The 24250-nt window shown below is 74.4% G+C and carries 28 protein-coding genes and 1 riboswitch; of the genes, 16 read left to right on the top strand and 12 right to left on the bottom strand.

Going from position 1 to position 24250, the window contains the following annotated elements:
- Positions 1 to 662, bottom strand: a 662-nt coding sequence (locus tag GC722_RS09630; protein ID WP_197429937.1) for a DNA-3-methyladenine glycosylase family protein, incomplete at its 3' end; no start/stop codon positions are given.
- Between the two features lie 65 nt (positions 663 to 727).
- On the opposite strand from GC722_RS09630, the gene ychF reads away from it, so the two are divergent.
- Positions 728 to 1801, top strand: coding sequence for a redox-regulated ATPase YchF (ychF, locus tag GC722_RS09625; protein WP_331714618.1), 1074 nt, complete (start codon positions 728 to 730; stop codon positions 1799 to 1801).
- A 56-nt stretch (positions 1802 to 1857) separates the two neighbouring features.
- On the opposite strand, the gene GC722_RS09620 is transcribed toward ychF, so the two are convergent.
- Complete coding sequence (locus GC722_RS09620; protein WP_156609659.1) at positions 1858 to 2493, bottom strand: DUF4386 domain-containing protein; 636 nt, start codon at positions 2491 to 2493, stop codon at positions 1858 to 1860.
- Positions 2494 to 2561: 68 nt separating this feature from the next.
- Here GC722_RS09620 and GC722_RS09615 point away from each other — a divergent pair, with 68 nt between their 5' ends.
- On the top strand, positions 2562 to 3230 hold the full coding sequence (locus tag GC722_RS09615; protein WP_197429936.1) for a TetR/AcrR family transcriptional regulator: 669 nt from the start codon (positions 2562 to 2564) through the stop codon (positions 3228 to 3230).
- 99 nt (positions 3231 to 3329) lie between these two features.
- On the opposite strand, the gene GC722_RS09610 is transcribed toward GC722_RS09615, so the two are convergent.
- A complete protein-coding gene (locus GC722_RS09610) occupies positions 3330 to 4175 on the bottom strand; it encodes an NAD-dependent epimerase/dehydratase family protein (protein ID WP_156609658.1) in 846 nt (281 codons plus the stop codon).
- 74 nt (positions 4176 to 4249) lie between these two features.
- Between GC722_RS09610 and GC722_RS09605 the strand changes: the two genes are divergently transcribed.
- Positions 4250 to 4738 carry a glutathione peroxidase gene (locus GC722_RS09605; RefSeq protein WP_331714617.1) on the top strand — a complete coding sequence of 163 codons (489 nt, stop codon included), beginning with the start codon at positions 4250 to 4252 and terminating at the stop codon, positions 4736 to 4738.
- 33 nt (positions 4739 to 4771) lie between these two features.
- Positions 4772 to 5401, top strand: a complete 630-nt coding sequence (locus GC722_RS09600; protein ID WP_156609657.1) for an alpha/beta hydrolase — start codon at positions 4772 to 4774, stop codon at positions 5399 to 5401.
- Between the two features lie 144 nt (positions 5402 to 5545).
- Here GC722_RS09600 and GC722_RS09595 read toward each other — a convergent pair whose 3' ends face one another.
- Together GC722_RS09595 and GC722_RS09590 are read right to left on the bottom strand one after the other, a co-directional pair.
- Positions 5546 to 6151, bottom strand: coding sequence for a hypothetical protein (locus GC722_RS09595; protein ID WP_156609656.1), 606 nt, complete (start codon positions 6149 to 6151; stop codon positions 5546 to 5548).
- 110 nt (positions 6152 to 6261) lie between these two features.
- Positions 6262 to 7557: an ADP-ribosylglycohydrolase family protein gene (locus GC722_RS09590; protein ID WP_197429935.1), complete on the bottom strand. Its 1296-nt coding sequence runs from the start codon at positions 7555 to 7557 to the stop codon at positions 6262 to 6264.
- 198 nt (positions 7558 to 7755) lie between these two features.
- Between GC722_RS09590 and GC722_RS09585 the strand changes: the two genes are divergently transcribed.
- Positions 7756 to 8160, top strand: coding sequence for a hypothetical protein (locus GC722_RS09585; protein WP_156609655.1), 405 nt, complete (start codon positions 7756 to 7758; stop codon positions 8158 to 8160).
- Positions 8161 to 8221: 61 nt separating this feature from the next.
- On the opposite strand, the gene GC722_RS09580 is transcribed toward GC722_RS09585, so the two are convergent.
- On the bottom strand, positions 8222 to 8659 hold the full coding sequence (locus GC722_RS09580) for a DUF2000 family protein (protein WP_331714615.1): 438 nt from the start codon (positions 8657 to 8659) through the stop codon (positions 8222 to 8224).
- A 64-nt stretch (positions 8660 to 8723) separates the two neighbouring features.
- Between GC722_RS09580 and GC722_RS09575 the strand changes: the two genes are divergently transcribed.
- Positions 8724 to 9584 carry an AraC family transcriptional regulator gene (locus tag GC722_RS09575; RefSeq protein ID WP_331714614.1) on the top strand — a complete coding sequence of 287 codons (861 nt, stop codon included), beginning with the start codon at positions 8724 to 8726 and terminating at the stop codon, positions 9582 to 9584.
- Here GC722_RS09575 and GC722_RS09570 read toward each other — a convergent pair.
- Entirely contained in the window at positions 9541 to 9966 is a 426-nt protein-coding gene (locus GC722_RS09570; protein WP_156609654.1) for a VOC family protein, read from the bottom strand. The genes GC722_RS09575 and GC722_RS09570 overlap by 44 nt on opposite strands.
- A gap of 129 nt (positions 9967 to 10095) precedes the next feature.
- On the opposite strand from GC722_RS09570, the gene GC722_RS09565 reads away from it, so the two are divergent.
- Positions 10096 to 11079, top strand: coding sequence for a helix-turn-helix transcriptional regulator (locus GC722_RS09565; RefSeq protein WP_156609653.1), 984 nt, complete (start codon positions 10096 to 10098; stop codon positions 11077 to 11079).
- A gap of 38 nt (positions 11080 to 11117) precedes the next feature.
- Here the strand turns inward: GC722_RS09565 and GC722_RS09560 are convergent, their stop codons facing one another.
- Positions 11118 to 12299, bottom strand: coding sequence for a thioredoxin domain-containing protein (locus GC722_RS09560; RefSeq protein ID WP_156609652.1), 1182 nt, complete (start codon positions 12297 to 12299; stop codon positions 11118 to 11120).
- A gap of 318 nt (positions 12300 to 12617) precedes the next feature.
- Here GC722_RS09560 and GC722_RS09555 point away from each other — a divergent pair, with 318 nt between their 5' ends.
- Positions 12618 to 12875 (top strand): hypothetical protein, encoded by a 258-nt coding sequence (locus tag GC722_RS09555; protein ID WP_156609651.1) that lies wholly within the window; start codon positions 12618 to 12620, stop codon positions 12873 to 12875.
- Positions 12876 to 12971: 96 nt separating this feature from the next.
- On the opposite strand, the gene GC722_RS09550 is transcribed toward GC722_RS09555, so the two are convergent.
- Both GC722_RS09550 and GC722_RS09545 read right to left on the bottom strand, forming a co-directional pair.
- The gene (locus GC722_RS09550; RefSeq protein ID WP_156609650.1) at positions 12972 to 13775 is read right to left on the bottom strand and encodes an Fpg/Nei family DNA glycosylase; all 804 of its coding nucleotides are present in this window, start codon (positions 13773 to 13775) and stop codon (positions 12972 to 12974) included.
- A gap of 57 nt (positions 13776 to 13832) precedes the next feature.
- Positions 13833 to 14630 (bottom strand): MerR family transcriptional regulator, encoded by a 798-nt coding sequence (locus GC722_RS09545; protein ID WP_331714613.1) that lies wholly within the window; start codon positions 14628 to 14630, stop codon positions 13833 to 13835.
- A gap of 78 nt (positions 14631 to 14708) precedes the next feature.
- On the opposite strand from GC722_RS09545, the gene GC722_RS09540 reads away from it, so the two are divergent.
- Complete coding sequence (locus GC722_RS09540) at positions 14709 to 15098, top strand: nuclear transport factor 2 family protein (protein ID WP_156609649.1); 390 nt, start codon at positions 14709 to 14711, stop codon at positions 15096 to 15098.
- 36 nt (positions 15099 to 15134) lie between these two features.
- On the opposite strand, the gene GC722_RS09535 is transcribed toward GC722_RS09540, so the two are convergent.
- Complete coding sequence (locus GC722_RS09535) at positions 15135 to 15773, bottom strand: Rid family hydrolase (RefSeq protein ID WP_156609648.1); 639 nt, start codon at positions 15771 to 15773, stop codon at positions 15135 to 15137.
- A 324-nt stretch (positions 15774 to 16097) separates the two neighbouring features.
- On the opposite strand from GC722_RS09535, the gene GC722_RS09530 reads away from it, so the two are divergent.
- The 7 genes from GC722_RS09530 (at position 16098) to ribH (ending at position 23600) form a co-directional block, all read left to right on the top strand.
- On the top strand, positions 16098 to 17711 hold the full coding sequence (locus GC722_RS09530) for a flavin monoamine oxidase family protein (RefSeq protein WP_156609647.1): 1614 nt from the start codon (positions 16098 to 16100) through the stop codon (positions 17709 to 17711).
- Positions 17712 to 17848: 137 nt separating this feature from the next.
- Entirely contained in the window at positions 17849 to 19015 is a 1167-nt protein-coding gene (locus GC722_RS09525) for an aminoglycoside phosphotransferase family protein (RefSeq protein ID WP_156609646.1), read from the top strand.
- Between the two features lie 47 nt (positions 19016 to 19062).
- The gene (locus GC722_RS09520; RefSeq protein WP_156609645.1) at positions 19063 to 19761 is read left to right on the top strand and encodes an SDR family oxidoreductase; all 699 of its coding nucleotides are present in this window, start codon (positions 19063 to 19065) and stop codon (positions 19759 to 19761) included.
- A 140-nt stretch (positions 19762 to 19901) separates the two neighbouring features.
- A riboswitch (FMN riboswitch) is annotated at positions 19902 to 20032 on the top strand.
- Between the two features lie 161 nt (positions 20033 to 20193).
- Positions 20194 to 21222 (top strand): bifunctional diaminohydroxyphosphoribosylaminopyrimidine deaminase/5-amino-6-(5-phosphoribosylamino)uracil reductase RibD, encoded by a 1029-nt coding sequence (gene ribD, locus GC722_RS09515; RefSeq protein ID WP_156609644.1) that lies wholly within the window; start codon positions 20194 to 20196, stop codon positions 21220 to 21222.
- Position 21223: 1 nt separating this feature from the next.
- Positions 21224 to 21847 (top strand): riboflavin synthase, encoded by a 624-nt coding sequence (locus GC722_RS09510; RefSeq protein WP_156609643.1) that lies wholly within the window; start codon positions 21224 to 21226, stop codon positions 21845 to 21847.
- Positions 21844 to 23070, top strand: a complete 1227-nt coding sequence (ribB, locus tag GC722_RS19225) for a 3,4-dihydroxy-2-butanone-4-phosphate synthase (protein ID WP_331714612.1) — start codon at positions 21844 to 21846, stop codon at positions 23068 to 23070. Before GC722_RS09510 ends, ribB begins: the two co-directional genes overlap by 4 nt.
- Positions 23067 to 23600, top strand: a complete 534-nt coding sequence (gene ribH / locus GC722_RS09500) for a 6,7-dimethyl-8-ribityllumazine synthase (protein ID WP_156609642.1) — start codon at positions 23067 to 23069, stop codon at positions 23598 to 23600. The genes ribB and ribH overlap by 4 nt, the downstream gene beginning before the upstream one ends.
- Here the strand turns inward: ribH and GC722_RS09495 are convergent.
- A complete protein-coding gene (locus GC722_RS09495) occupies positions 23534 to 24169 on the bottom strand; it encodes a Type 1 glutamine amidotransferase-like domain-containing protein (RefSeq protein WP_197429934.1) in 636 nt (211 codons plus the stop codon). The genes ribH and GC722_RS09495 overlap by 67 nt on opposite strands.
- Positions 24170 to 24250: the final 81 nt, after the last annotated feature.

The following is a 24250-nucleotide window of genomic DNA, read 5'->3' as shown; positions in this document are numbered from 1 at the left end:
CCCGCGACGGCCGGGTGGTCGAGCCCGTCGACCACCGTCTCGGCCCGTCCGCGGCGGCACAGGTAGTCGTGCCAGACCAACCGGGCGGCCGTGGAGCGGTGCGGGCGCCACGGCTCGCCGGCGGCCACCAGGTCCCCGCCCAGCAGGGGAGCGGGGTGACCCAGGACGTCCGCGCAGCCGACCTGCAGCGCCCGGTCACCGACCGGCCACTCGTCGGGGAAGCAGCGGCAGGCGAGCAGCCACACGTCGGCCGTCCACGGGCCGATGCCCCGGACGGCCAGCAGCGCCTCCCGGCAGTCCTGCCGTGGGCCGGACGTGATCGCCGCCCAGTCGATGCTGCCGTCGACGATCCCGCGGGCCAGCCCGGTGAGGTAGCCGGACTTCTGCCGGGTGACGCCCAGCCCGCGCAGCGTGGCCTCGTCGAGGGCGGCGGTGGCGGCCGGGGTGACCTCTCCGACGACGGCACGCAGCCGGTCGAAGGTGGCCTTGCCCGATGCCAGCGAGACCTGCTGCTCCAGCACCAGCAGCACCAGGGTGGCGAACGTGGCGGGCCGCCGCCAGAACCCGGGCCGCCCCCAGCGCGCCAGCACGGCCGCCAGCTCCGGGGAGGCGGCGGCGAGCTCGTCGGTGCTGGCGGCGAAGGCCTCGGCGTCGAGCGGCATGGGTCCCCTCTGCGGCGGGTGCGGACGGCGTCCAGCCTCCCAGAGTCCCGGTACAGTTCCCCTCCGTGGCACTCACCATCGGAATCGTCGGCCTGCCCAACGCCGGCAAGTCGACCCTGTTCAACGCGCTGACCCGCAACGACGTCCTCGCGGCGAACTACCCCTTCGCCACCATCGAGCCGAACGTGGGCGTCGTCGGTGTCCCCGACAAGCGCCTGCCGGTGCTGGCCAAGATGTTCAGCTCCGAGCGGATCGTGCCCGCCACCGTGTCCTTCGTCGACATCGCCGGCATCGTCAAGGGCGCCAGCCAGGGGGAGGGGATGGGCAACGCCTTCCTGTCCCACATCCGCGAGGCCGACGCGATCTGCCAGGTGACCCGCGTGTTCCGCGACGCCGACGTCACCCACGTCGACGGCGAGGTGGACCCCGGCAGCGACATCGACACCATCACCACCGAGCTGGTGCTGGCCGACATCCAGACCCTGGAGAAGGCCGTGCCGCGGCTGACCAAGGAGTCGCGGATGCAGAAGGACCGCGCCGTCGTGCTGGCCGCGGTCGAGCAGGCGCTGGAGGTGCTCAACACCGGCAAGGGCGTCTTCGCCGCCGGCCTGGACCGCGAGCCGCTCAAGGAGTTCTTCCTGCTGACGGCCAAGCCCTTCCTCTACGTCTTCAACTGCGACTCCGACGAGCTGGAGGACGCCGAGCTGCTGCAGCGGATGCGCGACCTGGTCGCACCGGCCGAGGCGATCTTCCTCGACGCCAAGATCGAGTCCGAGCTGTCCCAGATGGAGCCCGAGGAGGCCGCGGAGTTCCTGGCCGACATGGGCATCGAGGAGCCGGGCCTGGACCACCTGGCCCGCGTCGGCTACGAGACCCTGGGCCTGCAGTCCTACCTGACCGCCGGGCCCAAGGAGGCCCGCGGCTGGACCATCAAGAAGGGCGCCACCGCGCCCGAGGCGGCCGGGGTGATCCACACCGACTTCCAGAAGGGCTTCATCAAGGCCGAGATCGTCTCCTTCGACGACCTGGTCGAGGCCCGTTCGATGGCGGCTGCGAAAGCGGCCGGCAAGGTGCGGCTGGAGGGCAAGGACTACGTGATGGCCGACGGCGACGTGGTGGAGTTCCGCTTCAACGTCTGATCGCGGCACCGAACCCGGGGCGGGACCTCCTCGCCGGGGCGCATCTCAGCCCGGGGTCAGCCCGCCACCGCCGGTGCGACGAGCTCCGGAGCCGCCTCGCGGGGCCGCAGCCCGACCGCGATGAGGTGGATCGCGAACCAGATCTCGAACGCGAAGACCGGCACGGCGCAGAGGCCGGCGATCGTCCCGCCCTGCGGGATCAGGCCGAACAGCTGTGCCGAGTTGCTCACCAGCACCAGCGTGCCGCCGACCATGCCGAGCACGGCCAGCGCGCGTGGGGTGGCGCGGGCATCGAGCAGCAGCCAGCCCAGGATGACGGTGTTCACGCTGATCACGAGGCCCTGCCCGACGAGGAACGCGGCGGTGTGGAGGTCCACGAGAACCTCCGCGATCGGGCCCGGCTCGGTCATCCACAGCAGCGCGAGCATCGGCAGGGTGCCCGCGGCGATGACTGAGGCTTCCAGCGCTCGCAGCCCGGCGAAGGTCGCCGCACGCGCCGGCCCGACAGGGCGCAGCAGCAGCCACAGCAGGATGCCGGTGCCGAGACAGCCGCCGGCGAGGACCAGTTCGAGGGCGACGCCCACGGCGAGCGTGCCCGCCGCGTACGCCGCGACTGCCGTGATCGAGGTGACGTGCGTGACGAGGTAGAAGATGCCGGCGGTGCGGGCGTAGGTGCGGGCGCGGGAGGTCATGACGATCCTGACGACGTAGGTATACGCCGTAGACCGGCGCCTTCGCACCATAGGTATACGCTGTAGACGTGTCAAGTTCCGCCGCCCGACAACCGCTGGATCGTGACCGGGTGCTCGATGCCGCGACCGCTCTCGCCGACGAGGTCGGCCTCGAGGCCACCAGCATGCGGCGGGTGGCCGATGCGCTCGGGGTCACCGCGATGGCGCTGTACAAGCACGTCGCGAACCGCGAGGAGCTGATCGACGGCATGCTCGACAGGCTCGTGGTGAGCATCGACGTCCCGGCCGACGGCCTTGCCTGGCAGCAGGCGCTGCGCGCCCGCATCCGCTCGGCCCGCGCGGTCATGCAGGCGCACCCGTGGGCGCAGGCCGCGATCGAGACGCGCGCGACGGCGAGTCCCACGGTGCTGGCGTACATGGACTCGCTCATGGCGGTCATGTTCGACGGAGGGCTGTCGGCAGACCTGGTGCATCATGCGATGCACGCGCTGAGCACACGGATGTGGGGAATCACCCGCGATGTGCTGCCCACCCCTGAAGCGCCTGCGGATCCCGCCCTGCGCGCCCATGCCATGTCGGAGTTCGCCGCTGCCTACCCGGCGATCGTGAGGATGGCGACGACCGCTCCGCACGCGGGCGCGGGGTGCGACGACGACGCCGAGTTCGCCTTCGCGCTGGATCTCCTGGTCGACGGGATCGCGAGACTGCACGAACAGGGATGGAGCTCCGTCTCCTGATGGATGCGGGGCCGGGCCGGGGCCCGCGAGAGAGACCGCCTGGGCGTCGCCGGCAACGGGGGCACGGCGGCCTCCCCAACACCCCGCTGAGCTGGACCGCTACTGGTCGCGCCAGCTGTGGCTGGGCGTCCAGCCGAACAGCCGCTGCATCCTGCTGCAGTCGAAGGCCGAGCGGGGATCGGTGTAGTCGTCGGCGAAGGAGTCGTAGCCGTCGTAGTACTCCGCCATCAGCTCGCGCAGCCCCCGCTTGGCGCGGGTGTCGGCGGCGGCGATGAGGCAGACCTCGTGGCCGCTGCTGGTGCCCTCGGCCGCCGCCCGGTAGGCGGTGCCGACGTCGCGGGCGTCGATGTAGCTCCAGAAGTTGGCCATGCTGAGGCTCGGGTCGTCCCACTCGGCGGCGAACCGGTCGTAGCCGTCGGGGTCGATGACGTTGTTGATGCGCAGCCCGATCCAGGCGGTGCCCGGGTGCGCCAGCGCCATCGAGTCGGCGATCACCTCGCTGAGGTACTTGCTGAGCGCGTAGGCGTTGGGTGAAGGGCGCCGCTCGCTCTCGTCGAAAGGGATCCGCGCCGGCGTGACGCCCTCGGTCAGCAGGCCGGTCGCCATCTCGCTGGAGGCGTACACCACGCGCGGGACGCCGAGGTCACCCGCGGCCTGCAGCACGTTGTGGGCGCTGACCACGTTGGTGTCGAAGACGTCGATGCGGGCCTGCCCGCTCGGCGACGGGTTCGCCGCCAGGTGGCAGACCACCTCGGGCCGGAACTGGGCCAGCGCGTCGTAGACCCGTCCCGCGTCGGTCAGGTCGACCCGGCAGAACGTCCCCGGGAGCTCCAGCTCCGGACGCTGGTGCAGGTCGAGGTTGACCACCTCGTGCCCCGCGTCCGCCATCTCGCGGACCACCCAACGGCCCGCGCGGCCCGTCCCACCAGTCACCACGACCCTCATCTGCGGCTCCTCTGCTCGATCGCCTCTGACCGGGTCACGTACCCCGGCCCCGGACACCGACGCAGAATGGGCGCGTGACGACTCTCGCCGACTTCCACGCCGACTCCCTCGACGGCCGCGACACCGACCTGTCCGACCACCTCGGCCAGGTGGTGCTGGTGGTGAACACCGCCTCGAAGTGCGGGCTCACGCCGCAGTACGAGGGGCTGCAGCAGCTCCACGACACCTACCGCGACCGCGGCTTCACCGTGCTCGGCTTCCCCTGCGACCAGTTCGCCCACCAGGAGCCCGGCGATGCCGCCGAGATCGGCGAGTTCTGCCAGCGCAACTACGGCGTCACCTTCCCGATGTTCGCCAAGATCGAGGTCAACGGCGACGGCGCCCACCCGCTCTACCGGTGGCTGCGCAGCGAGAAGGGCGACGTGCCCGGCGCGGCGATCGAGTGGAACTTCACCAAGTTCCTCCTCGGCCGCGACGGCCGCGTGCTGGAGCGCTACGCCCCGCAGACCGAACCCGCCTCGCTGAGCGGCGACATCGAGCGCGCCCTGGCCGTCCCGGCCTGACCGGGCAGCCGCTCCCGGGGTACCACCCCCGGCATGAGCACCGAGCGCCCGCTGCTGCAGATCGACCGCTCCAGCGTCCGCTGGTCCCGGCGCCGCACCTCCGACGACCCGGTGCTGCTGGTCCTGCACGGGCACGGCATGGACGAGTCGTTGGGCTTCGAGCTGCACCGCCGGCTGCCGCCCGAGCTCGCCGTCGCCTTCCTCCGCGGACCGCTGCGGCGCCAGGGCGGCTACGGCTGGTTCCCGCTCGACGCCAGCGTCACCACCGCCGAGATCCGGGCCTCGGCGGACGCGGTGCTCGACTGGATGGACGCCGAGGGCCTCGACCGTCCCGTCCACCTGCTCGGCTTCTCCCAGGGTGCCTGCACGGCGGTGGAGGCGGTCTGCGCGGCCCCGGAGCGCTTCGCCAGCGTGGTCAACCTCTCCGGGTTCGTCTCGCCCACCACGGTCGCCCCCGAGGCGCTGCGCCGGCGCCGCCTGCCGGCCCTGTACGCCCGCGGCGAGGCGGACACCCTGGTGCCCGCGCTGCTCGTCCACCGGACCCGGCGGTGGATGCGCGACCACCTGGAGCTCACCGAGCGCAGCTACCCGGGTCTGGGCCACTCCGTCGACGACGCCGAGCTGGTCGACCTGGCCGCCTTCCTGGAGGGTGCGCTGCGCTGACCGCAGCGGCCCACCGGGCGGTGGAGGAGCACCAGCGGGCGACGGAGGGCAGCGCGCCCCGGGCCTGCTCCACTCCGACGCGGTGAGCAGCCGGTCGACGCGCCCAGAGCTCACCGCGTCCGGGCACCGGTGGGACGACCGTCGTCAGAGCGCGGCGTCGACCCGCGGGTCCCGTGCGATCGCCACGCCCAGCGCACCGGGGATCATCCCGGCCGGCGCGGGCCGGATCCTCCGCAGGCCGAGCTGCCCGACCAGCGCGGTGACCTTCTCGAAGACCCCTGGCTCCTGGCGTTCGTGGTCGGTGGCGACCCAGTAGCACCCGTGCTCGGCGTCCACCCCGCCGTAGAGCCGGATCAGCCGCACCAGCTCCGCGATCCGGGTCTGGGACGCCAGCTGGCCCTCCTGCGCCGCCTCCCACGCCGCCAGGTACTCCGCCCCCAGGCGCAGCCGCGCGTACCGGTCGATCACGTCGAACGTCCTGGCCAGCGCCTCGCGCCTGGGCTCGACCAGCGTGAGCCGCTCGCCCAGGACGGTGCTGATGGACACGCCGCCCGGCAGCACCACGCCGAATCCCCAGCTCGTGCCCGAGCCGTAGTCGTCCTGCGCGCCCGTGACCACGTGCGCGTCGTAGAGGACGAACGTGACCGCCTGCTCGGCCGCGGGCAGTCCTCGAGGCCTGCCGAGGCGGCACTGGCTCTGCCGGGGCCCGAAGTGCTCGCGGACGGCCTGGGCCACCTCGACCGCGTCCATGCGTCTCACCCCTGCAGGCACCGGCGTCGACGTGCGCTCGCACCGCTGGGAGCGGGCCTGGCCCCGCTCGGGACTGCGTCGTGGGACATGGCAGCAGTCTGGCAGGGCCGTCAGACCGAGAAGGCGGGCAGCAGGGCCAGCGTCCGTGCGGCGAGGTCGTCGAGGGAGTTGGTCGCCTCGCCGAAGACGGCGCTGCGGACGTGACCCCGGAGCGGGTCGGCCCACACCGAGGGGATCGCCTCCCGCCCCAGCAGGGCCCCCAGCACCGAGCCGACGGTGGCGCCGTTGCTGTCGGTGTCCCAGCCGCAGCGCACCACGAGACCGGTGCTGGCGGTGAAGTCCCCCTCGCCCCAGAGGACCGCCACCAGGATCATCGCGGCGTTGTTGATGGTGTGCACGTCGCTGTAGTGGCCGTAGTCGCGCACCACGGCGTCCCGGGCCTCGGAGAAGGTCATCCCCGCCTCGTGCCAGCCGACCACGGCGTCGAGGGCTCCGGCCAGCCGGGACCGGTCGGGGACGACGGCCCGGGCCCGGGCGACGACCTCGGCCACGTCGCCGGCGACGAGGGCGGACGCCACCAGGGCGGCTGCCCAGCGGGCTCCGTGGATGCCGTTGGCGGTGTGCGAGAGGCGGGCGTCCCGCTCGGCGAGGGCGGCGGCCGCGGAGGGGTCGCCCGGCTTCACGTAGCCCCAGAGGTCGGCTCGGATCAGCGCGCCGATCCACTCCCGGTACGGGTTGCGCGTCGTCGCCGCCTCGGCCGGCGCCATGCCGTTCACCAGGTTGCGCATCGCCGCCCGCTCCGCGGTGAAGACCTGGTGGTAGGGCAGGCACCGCAGCCACGCCGCCGCGACGTCCTCGGTGGTGAAGGAGCTGCCGTGCCGCTCGGCGAGGGTGAGCGCGAGGATGGTGTAGTCGACGTCGTCGTCGCGGGCCATCCCGTCGATCTCGCCGCGGAAGGTGCCTACCTCTCCGCTCGCGTTGAACGGCGGCTGCTCCGCGTCCGGCTCCAGCCGCGGCAGGTAGTCCTCCACCGCCTCGATCCCGGCCCGCTCGAGGTAGCGCTCGATCTGCGGCCACGACCATCCCTCGACCGGCTTCCCCAGCAGGCAGCCGGCAGCGCGGCCCAGCCACGCCCCGTGGATGCGGTCGGGGAGCGTCGCCGGGTCCACCGGTGACGGCGGGATCGCCGGGGCCGGGTCGTCGGTCTCGTCCCAGGGCCATCCCGGGACCCGGGGGCTGGCGGCCAGCTCGGCCAGCAGGGCGTTCGCGTCGCCGCCCTCACCCGCCGCGAGCCGGGCGACGGCCGGTTGGAGCCGCGCCACGTCGAACCCGGACTCCTGGAGCTGGGAGAACTCGTGGACCGCGAGCTCGTCCCCGACAGCGTCGAAGTGCATCTCGATGGTCATGCCGTCTCCTGCCGCCTCGCGTCGTCGCCCGCATCCCGGGCCCTGCACCGTCGCAGTCCATCAGGACACCGGTCCTCCCCGCCAGGCCACCTCGCCGCCGGGCGAGCCGGGTCCGTCGACCGGCCTGAGCCGTCGGCGGCTGACCCGCTGGTGCTGGCATGCTGATCCGGCACCGCGGAGGCGAGCACGAGGAGGACCATGCCCGACGACCCCACCGTCGACCTCGTCCGGGCGCTCGCCCAGGCCATGGACGGGACGTCGCTGGCCGAGGAAGGCCCGGGTACGGAGTGCGCGTGGGAGTCGATGGCGATGATCCTGGAGTTCGGCGAGGGCTACCGCAGCGCCCACGGCTACGCGTACCCGCCCGGCGGCGGCGTCGTGGCCGTGGCGTGCCGCTGGCCGAGCATCGAGGCCGCGGTGGACGCCTACCTGGCCAGCCACTACGAGCCGGGCGACCGGCTGCCGGTGAAGATCCTCGTGCAGCTCGACCGGACGACCGGCCGGTACCGGGTGACGTTCGAGGACACCGACGAGGACCGGTGGGCGGTGACGCCCAGGAACTACCGCACGATGCGCGAGGAGCTGCGCCCGACGTTCGACTGACGTGGCGCCGCGCTCCGCCGTGACGGTCCTCCCGCCCGTGAGGAGCCGGTGCCGCGCCGCCTCACGGGTGGAGCGCGGCGCCCTTGGTGACCCGGTCCACGACGTTGCGGGTGGAGTGCAGACCGAGGCCGACCAGGTCGAGCTCGGCGCCCGGGACGTCACGCACCACCGCCCGGTTGGCGGCGTCGTGCCCGGTGCGGAACATGTCGGCGGTGAAGACGGCCAGCGGCACGTCGCGGCGGACGGCCCGCTCGTGCACCGTGCGGAGCAGCGCCAGGTCGGCGGTGAAGACGAGCACCGGCTGGCCCAGCAGCGGCAGGTAGCTCTGCCCGTCGGCGTCCTGGTACGGCTCCCCGACGAGCTGCGGCGCGGCGGCGGTCAGCCCGCTGGCGAGGAAGGCGGTCACGTTGAGCCGCTGCCACACCTCCAGGTCGTCGCGGACGAGGACGGCCACCTTGGTGTCGAAGCGGGGTGCGGGCAGGTCGGAGAGGTCGGTCACGTCAGCATCCTGCGCCGCCGCCCGGGCCCGGATCTTGTACGTTCCTGCGCGCTAGCCTGAGCCGGTGCGGACGTCGGGGACGGTGAGCCAGGTCCGCGCCTGGCGTCCCCCGGTGCCCGGCATCACCGAGGTGCTGCACGCCCGCTTCGTCGACCACGCCTACCCGGCCCACACCCACGACACCTGGACGCTGCTGGTCGTCGACGACGGTGCCGTGGTCTACGACCTGGACCGCCACCGCCACGACACCAGCCGCTCGCAGGTGACCGTGCTGCCGCCCGGGGTGCCGCACGACGGCCGGCCGGCGACCGGGCACGGCTTCCGCAAACGCGTGGTCTACCTCGACGCCGGCGTGCTGGGCCGTGAGCGCACCGGCCGCGCGGTCGACCACCCCGGGTGGGTCGACCCCGAGCTGCGCGCCGGCCTCGACCAGCTGCACCGCGTGCTCGCCGACCCCGCGGAGACCTTCGAGGCCGAGAGCCGGCTGGCGCTGGTGGTGGAGCGGCTCCGCCTCCACCTGCCGCAGCGCGGCGAGCACCCCGGCACCGCAGCCGCCGCGTCCCGGCGCCGGCTGGCCCGTGACCTGCGCGAGCTGCTGGACGCGCACCTGGTCACCGGGATGACGCTGGCCCAGGCCGGCCGGCTGCTGCAGGCACCGGAGTCCGGCCTGGTCCGCGCGTTCACGCGCGAGTACGGCATCCCGCCGCACCGCTACCTGACCGGCCGCCGGCTGGACCGTGCGCGGCGGCTGCTGCTGGCCGGCGAGCCGGCGGCCGAGGTGGCCGTGGCGGTGGGGTTCCACGACCAGGCCCACCTCACCCGCCACTTCCGGCGGCTGCTCGGCGTCCCGCCCGGTCGGTTCGCGCGGGACGCCGCGGCGCTCAGGCCGGGGTGCCGGCCACCTCCAGGTCGAGCACCCAGGTGACGCCGAAGCGGTCGCGCAGCATGCCGTACAGCGGCGACCAGCCGGCGGGGGCGAGCTCCTGCACGACCGTCGCCCCGTCGCGCAGGCCGTGCCAGGCAGCGCGGAGCTCGTCGGGGTCGGAGCCCCCCACCGAGACGAACACGGCGTTCACGCCCGCGTCGTAGGGCAGCCGGGCGGGCACGTCGTAGGCCATCAGGTGCAGACCCTGGTCGCTGCGGACCTGGCCCCACATCAGCTGGTCCGCCTCGGCCGGCTCGCGGGTGTCGTGGGCGTCGGCGTAGGTGACGGCCTGGACCTCGCCGCCGAAGACCGAGCGGTAGAACTCCAGCGCGGCGCGGGCCTGACCGCGGAAGTTCAGGTGGGTGGTGGTGGTGACGGACATGGCTCTCCTCGGACGTGGTGGCACCGGGTGCCCTGCACCCGGGCAGCGCCGCCTCCTGCGGTGCTGCACCAGCTACGCTACGAACCATCGCGGTCACTTCCTGACCGCGATTGCCGACGGAGGAGGGCCATGGCCACGACCAGCTCGCGCACCCTCACGCTGCTCTCCCTGCTGCAGAGCCGGCGGCACTGGCCGGGGCCGCTGCTCGCCGAGCGGCTCGGTGTCTCGGCGCGCACGCTGCGCCGGGACGTGGACCGGCTGCGCGAGCTGGGCTACCCGGTGCAGGCGTCGCCCGGCGTCGACGGCGGGTACGCGCTGGCCCCCGGCGCCACCCTCCCGCCGCTGGTGGTGGACGACGACGAGGCGACCGCCCTGGCGGTCGCGGTCCAGTCGCAGCTGGCCGGCGGGTACGCCGACGAGGCCGGACTGCGGGCGCTGACCAAGATCGTGCAGGTGCTGCCCCGGCGGCTCAGGGCCCGGCTGGACGCCGTCCGCCGCGCCAGCACCCCGACCGCCTGGCGCGACCCCACCGCGGCCCCGGTCGACCACGACGTGCTGACCACGCTGGCCCTGGCCTGCCGGGACGGCGAACGGGTGCGGTTCGGCTACCGCAGTCTGGAGGGGACCCGCTCCGCGCGCCGGGTGGAGCCGCTGCAGCTGGTGCCGCTCGGCCAGCGCTGGTACCTCGTCGGCTACGACCTCGACCGGGCGGACTGGCGCACCTTCCGGCTGGACCGCATCAGCGAGGCCGCCGGCACCGGGGCCCGGTTCGCCCCGCGCACCCCGCCCTTCGAGGACGTCGGCGGCTTCGTCCGCGACCGCGTCTCGGGCGGCGCCGGAGGCGGGCGGCACCGGGTCGAGGTGCGGGTCGAGGCGCCGGCCGAGGCGGTCCGCGCCGCCGTCGGCCGCTGGGCGGAGGTCCACCCCGTCTCGTCGACGACCTGCACGATGACCATGGAGACCGACGCGCTGGAGGGTCCGCTGTTCACGCTGGGCGCCCTCGGTGCGGAGTTCGAGGTGCTGGCCCCGCCCGGGCTGGCGCAGCTGGCCGCCGACTGGGCCGGGCGGTTCGCCCGCGCCGGCGCCCGCGCGGGCGGGCAGCTGCCGGACTGACGCCGGCCGGGTGCGGCGTCAGGCACCTGCAGCAGGGGTCACCGCCGGCGCTGCTCCGCGAGCCACGTGTGGTTGACGACCGCCTGGGCCACCGCGTCGCGGTAGCTCCGGGCGTCCGGGCCGCGGAGCAGGTTCCGCTGGTGGAACGGCGAGCTCTTCTCGTGGGGTGAGCCGTCGTGGATCCGCCTGGCCAGGCGGGAGATGTAGCTCCGGCCGCCGGTGCGGTAGGCCTCGTGCTCGGTGTCGTCGAGCCGGATGAGGGCGGAGTCGTCGAGCATGGTGTTGATCACGTACCTGGCGTGGAGGTAGAGGACGCCCTGCTGCTCGAGCAGGAACCAGGCCCCCGGCTCGTGGTCCACGTGGTGCATCGACCCCGCCTCCTCGGCGATGCGGGCGGCGTCACCCCACTGCTCGACGGGCGGGATCGGCTCGAGCGGTCGCCGCATCGCCTCGTCGAGGACCGCGTAGCGGAAGGTCGGCGGGGAGTCGCGGAAGAGGGTGAGGCAGATGATCCGCCGGCAGGTGGTGCAGGTCAGCTGGCTCTCCACCCGCTCCATCAGTCCCGAGGCGTGCAGCGGCTGCAGGTCGGCCAGCCTGACCCAGTGGGCGTCCTCGGTGAGGGGACCGACCGCCAGGGCGGCGGCGAGGGCGTCGACGGTGGCCTCGACGTCGACGCCGCCGGCCGGCTCACGGCGGACCAGGAGGTCGCTGCAGCTGGGGCAGTCGTCGTCCTCGGGCCGGGTGGTCCGCCCGGGCTCCTCGGCGGTGACGGTGATGCTGAGGAGGTTGCCGGGCTCGTTCCAGCCGCGGCGGTCGCGGAAGTCCAGGCGTGCGTAGCCGCCGTCCAGGGTGAGGTACGGCGTGCCGAACCCGGCGAAGTGACGGGGTGCCCCGACGGCCGTCACCAGCTGCTCCAGGGTCGCGTCGCCGTCGGCGCCGTCGATCCACTCCGCCAGGTCGAGCCCGCGGGGGGCGTGCGGCGTCGGCCCCAGGTGCAGGACCACGGCCGCCACGGCGTCGTCGTGCAGGACGATCTCCCCGCCGGAGGCGAACAGCAGCCGCCGGGAGCGGCGGGCGGGTTCGCCGACCAGCCGTTCCCGGACCGCCGCCGGCTCACCGCCGAACGCCTCGGCCAGCCGCCGGGTGGCGGGATCGGTCCCGGTCAGGCCGAGCGCGTCCAGCACGAGGGGCAGCAGGGTGTGCGTCCGCCAGCGTTCCACCCCGGCATCGTGCCGGACGGAGGGGGCACGGCATCCACCACGCGGCCAGGACCGGTGGCCCCGTCGACGGAGCTCCTGACGTGGTGCACCCCGCCGTCGCGCCACGACCACGCCGGCTTCGGGTAGCTGACGTCCGGCGTCAGGACCGGGTGGCACCGGTGGCGGTGGGTAAGTGCGGCTCGCGGCACGGCCACCGAGCGGTGCCTGCGTCCTGACCGTTCCTCCCGGAAGCTCTTCGCCCGTGCTCCTTCCCCCTCTTCCCCTGATCCACCTGACCGCGCCGGTCCGGCTCGGTGCGGCCGTCCCGGAGGTGGTCGCATGACGGGCCGACGGCGCAGGGCCGGTCTGCTGGCGATGCTCCAGACGCGGGCCCGTCCGGTGACCACCGCCCGCCAGCCCGCTCAGGCCTGTCCGCACTGCACCAACGTGGACACGCTCACCCTGCACTGCCGCGACGACCGTTGCCGCTGGACCTGCTGCAGCTGCGGGGCGCTGATCTACAGCGGGCGACGGCACCGTCACCCGCTGCACCGCAGCGGTCGCGACACCTGCCACCACCCCAGCGGCGCGGTCTAGGGCTCCGGGCTCCACGCCGCGCCGCGGGGACGCCGCCGGGCGGCGACGCCGAGGTGGTCGGACGCCCGGCAGGACCCACGGGCCGCACCCGGCCCCTCAGCGCGTGCCGCGGTAGGCGGGTTGGCAGCGGGGGCACCAGTAGAGGTTGCGACCGACCAGCACGTCGGTGAGGACGGTGCGCCCGCACAGCAGGCAGGCCTCGCCCGTCCGGCGGTAGACGTAGCGGGGGAGCGCGTCCTCGGCGACCAGCGGCAGGTGCTCGGGGCGGACGGTCTCGATCCGCCCCACCCGGACGCCGTCGGCCATCAGCACCACCAGGTCCTGCCACAGCTCCAGGAACTGGCCGCGGCGCACCGCCAGCCCCGGCCGCAGCGGATGGAGCCCGTGGCGGAACAGGATCTCGGCGCGGTAGACGTTGCCGACGCCGGCCAGCACCGACTGGTCCATCAGCAGGGCGCCGATCGGTGTCGCGCTGCGTCGGATCCGCTGCCAGGCCCGCATCGGGTCGGCGTCGGTGCGCAGCGGGTCCGGGCCCAGCCGGGCCAGCAGCTCCGCCTCCTGGGCCGGCGTCCACAGCTCGCACGCGGTCGGACCCCGCAGGTCGGCGAAGGCGGTCTGGCTCTCGATCCGCAGCCGCACCTGCCCGACCGGTGGCGTGGCCGGCGTGGGCAGCACGAGGAACTTGCCGTACAGCCCGAGGTGGACGTGCAGCAGCCGCCCGCCCTCGAAGTCGACCAGGAGGTGCTTGCCGGCTGCCTCCGCGCCGAGGACGCGGCTGCCGTCCAGCAGCGCCGCCGACTCGGCGAACCGGCCCTGCGGGCTGGACGCGCGGACGACGTCGCCGGCGAACGTGGCCTGCAGCTCGTCGGCCAGCCGGCGCAGCGTGTGTCCCTCGGGCATGCGCAGGATCCTGCCAGCGTGGGCCAAGGAGCCGCCCCGCGGGCGCGGGCGACCGGCTCAGTGCGGGGCGACCCGGAAGACCGGCCACCCGATCTCGGTCCGCCAGGCGGAGGGGTCCGCGGTGTCCCGCGGTCCGACCAGGTACGTCTCCCGCACCGGTCCGGCGACGGCCAGGGCGTTGTCGACGACCCAGGTGCCGACCTCGCCGTAGGTGACGTCGATGTCGTGGTGCTCACCCACGTGGGTGGCGACGGCCAGCTCGACGGCCGGCAGCGTCACGGGGTGGACCCGGCCCTGCCGCGGCGGCCGGCTCGTCGGCCGGTAGACGAGCACGTGGCCGCGGGAACGCTCGAACAGCGCGTTGTCGTACAGACCGCCGGGGGCCCCCTCCGGTTCGTCCACGCTCGCGTCCAGCTCGGCCATGGCGCCGCTGTACCAGGCGAGGACGTCGTCCAGCCGCACCTCGCCCTCGACCGCCGCCACGGTGGTCGCCGGGACGGCCCGGAGCTCCACCTGCACCGGCGCCGGCTCGGGCTGCAGCAGCCGGCGCAGCGAGGTCACGGCGGCGCGGGTCCGCTCCAGCTCCGACTCCAGGTGGCGCAGGTGGTCGGCGACGAGGGCGGCCCGCGCCGCCGGGTCGGAGGAGCCCACGATGCGCCGGACGGCGGCGAGGGGGACGTCGAGCTGGCGGAGGCGGTGGATCACCTGCGCGGTCGGGATCTGGTCCGCGCTGTAGTAGCGGTAGCCCGTCGACCCGTCCACGGTCGCGGGGACGAGCAGGTCCGCGTCGTGGTAGCGCCGCAGCGTGCGCACGCTCAGGTGGGTCAGCCGCGAGAACTCGCCGATCGTGAGCACGGGGGACAGTGTGCCCCCTCTCCCGGGGGAGGGTGCTGGGCTTGACCCTCTCCCTGCGGGAGGCCGCACGGTGGGTCCATGACCACACCGACGACACCGCCCACACCGCCCATCTCGACGGCACCGGGCACCGTGCCGACCGACCAGCTGCCCGCCACGATACGCGCCTACCTCACCGCCCACGCGGCGGGGGAGGCCGAGGCCGCCGCCCGGACCTTCACCCCCACCGCCGTCGTGGTCGACGAGGGCCGGACCTACCGCGGCACCGAGCAGGTGCTCGACTTCCTCCGCCACGCCGGGAGCCAGTACACCTACACCACCGAGCTCGTCGGCGCCGGCCGCGTCGACGACTCGCGGTGGGTGGCCGTCAACCGGCTGGAGGGCGACTTCCCCGGCGGGGTGGCCGAGCTCCGCTACCGCTTCACGCTCGTCGACGACCTCATCGACGAGCTGGTCATCGCCCCCTGAACGGGCCGGTCCGACCGCCGGACCGGCCCGCGGACGTCAGCGGGGGTAGACCGCGTCGACCTCGACCTCGACCAGCCAGCCGTCGACCGGCAGGTTCTCGATCTCGAGGGCGAAGCGCGAGGGCCGGGCCTCGTTGACCACCATCGGCTTGGTGGTCGCCGACCCGAGCTGGACGTCCAGGGTCTTGCCGGTGGCCAGGTTGGTGTTGGCGAAGAACTGGCGGTACGCCCGGTTCCAGCCGGCGAAGTCCATCGCCTCCTCGCCGTCGGGGTTCTGCAGGAAGACGCGCATGGAGATGACGTCGTCGTAGGACAGCCCGGCCCGCTCGAGGTTCTCCCCGATCCGCATCAGGGCGTTGATGCCCTGCGCCTCGGTGATCGTCACCCCGGCCGGCAGCTTCCCCCCGGGGAAGACGTCGGTGGGGATGTAGCGCTCCTCGGCGGTGGCGCCGGGGGTGGTGTTCATCGCGCGCGGCCCCAGCCCGGAGGACTTGTACCAGTCGGCCATCCGCCCGACGGCCACGCCGTCGGCGATGCTCGGGGTGTCGCCGGTGACGAAGGAGTGGGCCTCGTTCGCCTTCGGCCGGAAGAGCCGGTCCTCGGCGACCGCCGTGACGGGCACGGCGACGGCCGCGGTGACGGCGACGGCGAGGGCGATCTTCACGGGGTTCTTCATGGGTGCCTCCAGAGGGTGCGGACGCGGCTGGCGTCCGGTGCGTGCCGACGGCGACGGGCCGTCCGGATGCCGCGGACGGTAGTGACGCCTCGTTCCGACCGGGTGACGCCAGATGACGGTCCGGGGTCGGCCGCCGCGCCACGACGGGCCGTCGAAACACGACGGTCACAGGAGCGCCCGGACGGTAAGCGGACCGCAACCTGGCGTCCCGTGACCGAAATGCAGCCGCCCTACGGTCTGGCTCGGCACTGGCGGTGACCGGCACGGACGACCCGGAGCACCCGGCCCGGCAGGCCACCTCTGCCCCCGAAAGGTCTGTCCAGCATGGTCTCTGACGACATCGTCCCCACCGTCTCCCGGCGCCACCTCCTGCAGGCCGTCGGCGCCACCTCCAGCGCCGGCGTCATGTTCGCCGCGATGGGTGCCCTCGGTCTCGCCCCGACCGCCGGCGCGCAGCCGCGCAACGACTCCTGGGTCCCGCCCCGCAAGAGCGACTTCAACCTGACCGGCCGCTCGGCCAAGAAGGTCGTCGTCGTCGGCGGCGGCCCGGCCGGCCTCGCCTCGGCCTACGAGCTGCAGAAGGCCGGCTACCAGGTGACGGTGCTGGAGGCGCGGCACCGCGTGGGCGGGCGCACCCTCACCATCCGCGGCGGCGACGCCGAGACCGACACCGACGGCCGCCGCCAGGTCGCCCGCTTCGACGACGGCATCTACATGAACGCCGGCGCGGGCCGCATCGCCCAGTGGATGGTCACCATGGACTACCTGCGCGAGCTGGGCGTCCCCTACGAGGTGTTCACCAACGCCAACGCCGACGCCTACATCTACAACGAGCGCTCCGGCGCCACGCCCGGCAACCCGGTCCGCTACCGCACCGCCAAGGCCGACGTCTTCGGCTACACCTCCGAGCTGCTCAACTACGCCACCGACCAGGGGGCGCTGGACCAGAAGCTCACCGCGGCCGACAAGGAGAACCTGCGCGCCTTCCTGCGCAGCTGGGGCTCGCTCACCTCCGACGGCCGCTACCAGGGCGGCGACAACCGCGGCTACTCCGTCTACCCCTCGGCGTGGAACGAGCACGGCACCCCGCTGCCCGGCCCGGGCTCGGTCGCGGAGGTGCTGGCCTCGAAGGTCGGCCAGTACTTCCCCTTCGAGATCAACTGGGAGCAGTCGATGCTGATGTTCCAGCCCAAGGGCGGCATGGACACCATCTACCAGTACTTCCTCAAGGCCATCGGCAAGCAGAACGTCCACCTGAACTCGCCGGTGACGGGCGTCGTCAACACCGCCGACGGGGTCCGGGTCACCTACACCGCCGCCAACGGCAAGAAGCGCCAGCTCGACGCCGACTTCGCCGTGGTCAGCGCCCCGGCGGGGCTGATGCGCCGCTGGGACACCAACTGGGGCTCCGACACCGACGCCGCGCTGGGGGAGTTCGCCCTCGGCTCGCCCGCCGGCAAGATCGGCCTGCAGTACCGGTCCCGCTGGTGGGAGGAGGACCACCGCATCTACGGCGGCATCACCGAGACCGACATGGACCTCGCCCACATCTGGTACCCCTCCTACGGCTACGGCGAGCGCAAGGGCCTGGTCATCGGCTACTACAACACCGGCGCCAACGCCCGCGCCTACGGCGACCTCACCCCGGCGGCGCGGCAGCGGCGGGCGGTCGAGCAGGGGGTCAAGATCCACGGCGACAAGTACCGCACCGAGCTCGACACCTCCTTCTCCATCGCCTGGCACAAGGTGCCCTACATCGAGGGCGCCTGGGCCTACCCGAACACCAGCTCGCCGCGGTTCAAGCAGCTGCAGCAGGGGACCGGCCAGGTGTACTTCGCCGGGGACTGGATGTCGGAGATCTCGGCCTGGCAGCACGGCGCGTTCTGGTCCGCCCGCTACGCCGTGCAGGCCCTGCACCAGCGCGTCATGACCTCCTGAGCGCACCTCCGCCGCAGGGCCCGGACGTCCCGAGGACGTCCGGGTCCTCGCGGTGCTCGCAGGACGGTGTTGACACCGGCCCTGGGCGGGCCTGCACTGGGAGGACCAGCAGCGCTCGTCCAGGTGCGGAGGCCGCCATGCCACTCCAGCCAGCGGGGCCGGCGGTGGGGGACCGGTCGGTCCTCGGGCCGGCGGACGTCGGCGACGAGACCCTGGCCGGTCTCGTCGCACAGGCCCTCGGGGTCGACGAGGTCGAGCTGCTCGACTGCCGTGCCGAGGTCGCCGCCTACGACCTCGAGGCGCTCACCACCGCCGGGCGGTACTGGGTCCGCGGCTCGGCCCGCCACGCCGGCGGTGTCTCCTCCTACGCCTTCTTCGTCAAGGTCGTGCAGTCCTGGACGCGCTCGGCCGCGTTCCAGCACGTGCCCGAGCCGGTGCGCGAGATCGCGGCGGCCAGCCTGCCCTGGCGCAACGAGCCCGAGGTCTACCGCTCCGATCTCCGCGACCGGCTGCCCGCCGGGTTGTCGATGCCACGCGCGCACGCAGTGCTGGACCTGGACGAGCTGTCGGCCGCGCTGTGGCTGGACGCGGTCGACCACGACCCCCGTCCGTGGGACGGCGCCACCTTCCGGCGTGCGGCCCACCTGCTGGGGCGGCTGGCGGCCAGCCCCGACGTCCGCCCCCTCCGCGGCCTGGGCAGCCGCGACGTGGTCCGCGGCTACGCCGCCAGCAGGTTGGAGCACCAGGTGCTGCCGGTGCTGCGCGCGGACGACCTGTGGCACCACCCGTTGGTGGAGCCGGCCTTCGACGCGGACCTGCGGAACCGGCTGCTGCGGGCCGCGGACGCCCTGCCCGGCGTGCTGGCCGAGCTCGACGGGGCCCCGCTGGGCACCGCCCACGGCGACGCCTGCCCCCGCAACCTCCTGCGGCCGCCCGGGGAGACGGGCCGGTTCGTGCTGATCGACTTCGGGCTCTGGTGCGAGGCGCCGCTCGGCTTCGACCTCACCCAGCTGCTGCTGGGGGAGGTGCAGACCGGTGAGCGGCCCGCCGCCGAGCTCGCCGAGCTCGACCAGGTCTGCCTGCAGGAGTACCACCGCGGGCTGGCCGAGGAGGGCCACGAGGTCGACATCGAGGTGCTCCGGCGCTGCCACGCCCTGCTCATGCTGATGTGGTTCGGCCTGACCGCCGTGCCGCTGGAGGTGCTCTTCGGGCTGCCCGCGCCGGGAGGCGCGGCCGTGGTGCAGGAGCGGGCACGGGCCGCCGCGACGGTGCTCGACCTGGTCGACTCGACCGTCCCCCTCTGAGGAGGCCCACGGCCGCCGGGACCGGTGCGTGGTGGGAGAGTGGGCCCATGCCTGCCCACGCCGTGGTCGTCGGGGCGAGCAGCACCATCGGTGCCGCGATCGCCCGGCGGGTCGCCGCGCACGTCGACGTCGTCCACCTCTGGGGCCGGGACGAGGTGAGGCTCGCCGAGGCAGCCGACGGCTGCCGGCCGCTGGCCACCGCCCTCACCCACCGGGTCGACGTCCGCGACGCCGAGCAGGTCGGTGCGGCGCTGCAGCAGGTGCCGGCGGAGGAGCCGCTGCGGACCGTGGTGTGGGCGGCCGGTCTCTTCGACTGGGGCGCCACCGACACGGCCGACCCCGTCCGCTGGCAGCAGCTGCTCGACACCAACCTGACCGCCGCCGCGGTGCTGACCGCCCGCGTCGGTCCCGCGCTCGTCCGCAGCGCCCCGAGCAGCCTGGTCTTCATCGGCTCCGGCGCCGCCTCGCAGGCCTACCCCGACAACGCCGCCTACGTGGCCAGCAAGCACGGGCTGGCGGGGCTGTCCCGGGCCGTCTTCCTCGACCTGCGCGACCGCGACGTCAAGGTCAGCCTCGTCTCGCCCGGTCTGGTCGCCGCGGGCGCCGGGCTGCTCTCGCCGCAGGGCCAGGCCCGGCCGGACAGCCTCATCCAGCCCGAGGACGTGGCGGACGCGGTGGAGTTCGTCCTCACCAGCCCGCCCCACGTCTGCCCGACCGAGATCCGCCTCGCCCCGCAGCGCTCGTAGTCGAGGCGTGCCCAGATCTTTCTGACACCAGATCCGCCGCTGCGCCTATATGGGCGCAGCCGCGGATGTGGTGTCAGTTTCGTCGGCGGTGCGGGCTGGACGGTTGGGTCAGGGTTGGGACGGGGGTGGCACACTGGCCCCCACGTGCTCCGGGGTCGGTGCAACTCCGAACCGGCGGTGAAAGTCCGCGACCCGGCTGCAGCCAGCAGCCGGTTGACCTGGTGGAACTCCAGGACCGACGGTGAAAGTCCGGATGGTAGGCAGCACGTGCGCAGGACGTCCGCGGGAGGACCGGTCGGCTGACGACCCCTCTGGTGGTGCCTGCACGTCGGCCGTGGCCGGCGAGGTGGTCGTGCTGCCGCACGCCCCCGCGCCGCCGCCTCCCCGACCCTCCCCGGAGCTCGCCGGACCGGCTGAGCAGGAGGGGACCAGATGGACCGAACGGGCGACGAGCGCGCCATGCGCGCTGCGTTGGCGCTGGCCGCGCGCGGGCCGGCGGTCGACCCCAACCCGCGCGTCGGGGCCGTGGTCACCGACCCGGCCGGCCGGGTGGTCGGTCGGGGGTACCACCGCGGGGCCGGCTCCCCGCACGCCGAGGTCGAGGCCCTGGCCCAGGCCGGTGCCGCCGCCTCGGGCGGGACGGCCTACGTCACCCTGGAGCCCTGCGACCACACCGGGCGCACGGGCCCCTGCAGCCAGGCCCTCGTCGCGGCCGGGGTCGCCCGGGTGGTCTTCGCCCAGACCGACCCGCACGACGCCGCCGCCGGCGGCGCGCGCACCCTGCAGGCGGCCGGGGTGCAGGTCGAGGGCGGGCTGCTCGTCGAGCAGGCCACCGCGCTGAACCGGTCCTGGACCGCCGCGGTGACCGCCGGACGTCCCCGGGTGGTGTGGAAGTACGCCGGCACCCTCGACGGACGCAGCGCGGCCGCCGACGGCACCAGCCGCTGGATCACCGGGCCCGAGGCCCGCGCCGACGTGCACCGTCTGCGGGCGGAGGCCGGTGCGGTGGTGGTGGGCACCGGCACGGTGCTGGCCGACGACCCGTCCCTCACGGTCCGCGGGCCCGACGACGTCCCGACCGGCCGGCAGCCGCTGCGGGTGGTGGTGGGCCGGCGCGACCTGCCCGCCGGCGCGCGGGTCCTCGACGCCGCCGCCGAGACCCTGCAGCTGCGCACCCACGACCCCGAGCAGGTGCTCGCCGTGCTGCACGCCCGCGGCATCCGCACGGTCTGGCTCGAGGGCGGCCCCACCCTGGCCGCGGCCTTCCTCGCCGCCGGGCTGGTGGACGAGGTGGTCGCCTACCTCGCCCCGACCCTGCTCGGCGCCGGTCCCGCCGTGGTCGCCGACCTCGGGATCGGCAGCCTTGCCGGCGCCCTGCAGCTGCACCCCACCGACGTCACCGTCCTCGGCCCCGACCTGCGGGTCCGGGCCACCACCGTCCACCCACCAGAGGGAGCCTGACATGTTCACCGGCATCATCGAGGAGCTCGGCCACGTGGTCGCGCTCTCCTGGCGCGGCGACTCCGCCGTGCTCACCGTCTCCGGTCCGCGGGTCGTCGAGGACGCCGTCCACGGCGCCTCCATCGCGGTCAACGGCGTCTGCCTGACCGTCACCGACGCCGACGCCGCCACCGGTCAGGTCCGCTTCGACGTGATGGCCGAGACGCTGCGGCGCAGCAACCTCGGCCGGCTCACGGCGGGGGACCGGGTCAACCTGGAGCGCGCGGTGGGGGTGGCCGACCGGCTCGGCGGCCACATCGTGCAGGGCCACGTCGACGGCACCGCCGAGCTGCTCTCCCGGGTCCCCGGCGAGCGCTGGGAGGTGGTCCGGTTCGGGCTGCCCCAGGAGCTCGCCGGCTACGTGGTGCAGAAGGGCTCCGTCGCCGTCGACGGCGTCTCGCTGACCGTGTCCGGCGTGGCGCCCGACGCCTTCGAGGTCTCGCTCATCCCCACCACGCTGGCGCTGACCACGCTGGGCACCCGCCGGCCCGGCGAGCAGGTCAACCTGGAGGTGGACGTGCTGGCCAAGTACGTCGAGCGGCTGCTGCAGACCGGGTCCGCGAGCCCGGCCGAGGTGCTGCGGTGAACGGGGACGCCGAGCAGGCCGTCCGCGACGCCCTCGCCGCCCTGCGCGCCGGGCTGCCGGTGCTGGTCACCGACGCCACCGACCGCGAGGACGAGACCGACGTGGTGCTGGCCGGGGAGAACCTGGGCGAGGAGTGGCTGGCCTGGACCATCCGGCACAGCTCGGGCTTCCTCTGCGCCCCGCTGCCGCCCGAGCGCGCCGACGAGCTCGAGCTGCCGGCCATGGTGGACGTGAACGAGGACTCCCTCCGCACCGCCTACACCGTGACCGTCGACGCCCGCCGCGGCGTCGGCACCGGGATCAGCGCCGCCGACCGCGCGCAGACCATCCGCACCCTGGCCGACCCGGCCAGCACCGCCGCCGACCTGATCCGCCCCGGGCACGTGGTGCCGCTCCGCGCCCGTCCCGGTGGGGTGCTGGAGCGGCCCGGGCACACCGAGGCCGCGGTCGACCTGTGCCGGCTGGCCGGGCTGCAGCCGGTGGCGGCCATCGCCGAGCTGGTCTCCGACGACGGCACCATGGTGCGCCGCCCCGAGGCGGCGGCGCTGGCCCGCGAGCACGGCCTGCCGCTGCTGTCGATCGAGCAGCTCGTCGCCTGGCGGAGCCGTCACGACCGGGTCACCCGGGTGGTCGAGACCACCCTGCCGACCGGGCACGGCCCCTTCCGCGCGATCGGCTACCGCGACCAGCTCAGCGGCCAGGAGCACCTGGCGCTGGTCCGCCCGGCCGCCGACGGCACCGTCCCGCTGGTGCGGCTGCACTCGGAGTGCCTCACCGGGGACGTGCTCGGCTCCCAGCGCTGCGACTGCGGCGCCCAGCTCGAGCAGTCCCTGGCCCGGGTCGCCGCCGAGGGCGGAGCGGTGGTCTACCTGCGCGGGCACGAGGGGAGGGGCGTCGGGCTGGTGGACAAGCTCCGCGCCTACCGGCTGCAGGACGACGGGCTGGACACCGTCGACGCCCAGACCGCCCTCGGGCTGCCGGTCGACGGGCGCGACTACGCGGCCGCCGCGGCGGTGCTGACCGACCTCGGCCTGACCGCGGTGCGGCTGCTGACGAACAACCCCGACAAGGTGTCGGCGCTGCGCAGCGCCGGCACCGACGTGACCGACGTCGTCGGGCTGACCACCGAACCGACCCCGGCCAACGCCGGCTACCTACGCACCAAGCGCGACCGGATGGGGCACCGCCTCCTGCTGGCCGCGGCACCGGGAGGATCAGCATGAGGGGTGGAGCACCCACCGAGCAGGTGGACGGCCGCGGGCTGTCGGTGGCGCTGGTCGCCGCGTCCTGGCACCGGGAGGTGATGGACGGCCTGGTCGCCGGCGCGCAGCGGGCGCTCCGGGAGGCCGGGGTCGAGGCCGTGCGGCTGGTCCGGGTGCCCGGCACCTTCGAGCTGCCCGTGGCCGCCGCCCGGCTGGCCCCGCGCCACGACGCGGTGGTGGCCCTCGGCGTGGTCGTCCGCGGCGGCACCCCGCACTTCGACTACGTCTGCTCGGCCGCCACCACCGGGCTGACCGAGGTGGGCGTCCGCACCGGCGTCCCGGTCGGGTTCGGCGTGCTCACCTGCGACGACCTCGACCAGGCGCTCGACCGGGCCGGCCTGCCAGGCTCCAGCGAGGACAAGGGGTACGAGGCGGCGCAGGCCGCGGTGGCGACCGCGGTCGTGCTGGCCGGGGTCGACGCCGGTCAGCGGACCACCGGGGCGGCGCCGCCCTCGACCACCAGCACCTCGCCGTCGGAGAGCCCCCAGTAGGGCTGACGCTCCGCCTCGTAGCGGGCGGCGACCTCGGCCAGCAGCTCCGTCTCGGGGTGGTCGGGCGAGCGCAGGTGCGGGACCACCGGACGGTCGAGGAGCCCCAGACCGTCGAAGCGCACCTCGCCGTAGAGGTCGGTGGCCTCCTCGACCGGGTCGCAGTGCTCCAGACCCCGCAGGCTGGGGGCCAGCACGCAGGCGCCGGCGCTGAACCCGGCGTAGGTGAAGCGGTCCGCACCGAGCCCCTCGACCACCAGCCGGTCCAGCCCGGAGCGGGCCAGCGCCATCCGCAGCACGAAGACGTTCCCGCCGCGGACCCACACGAAGTCCGGCTCGCCGAAGGCCTCCTCCACCGTGTCCGGGGTGAGCCGGCGCAGGTCCAGCTCCTGCGCCTGCAGCCCCACGGCGGCGAGGTCGGCGACCTGGCGCCGGGCCTCGGTCGAGCGGTTCTCCTCGTCGGTCATGTCGAGGGCGCTCATGACGAGCCAGCCACGACGGCTCCCGCCGACCATGGCGGTGAACAGCTCCGGACGGGCTCCGAGCCACATCGAGGACAGGTACAGGCGCACCCGGCGATCCTCGCAGCGAGCCCGGGCCCGGCTCGACCCGGTTTTCGAGCCGGTGGACATGGGACGGGCTCCAGCGGGTAG

This window comes from Auraticoccus cholistanensis (assembly GCF_009742705.1).
Lineage (GTDB): Bacteria > Actinomycetota > Actinomycetes > Propionibacteriales > Propionibacteriaceae > Auraticoccus > Auraticoccus cholistanensis.
Note: the sequence above shows the minus strand (reverse complement) of the source record. Positions and strands in the feature narration are given on the sequence as shown.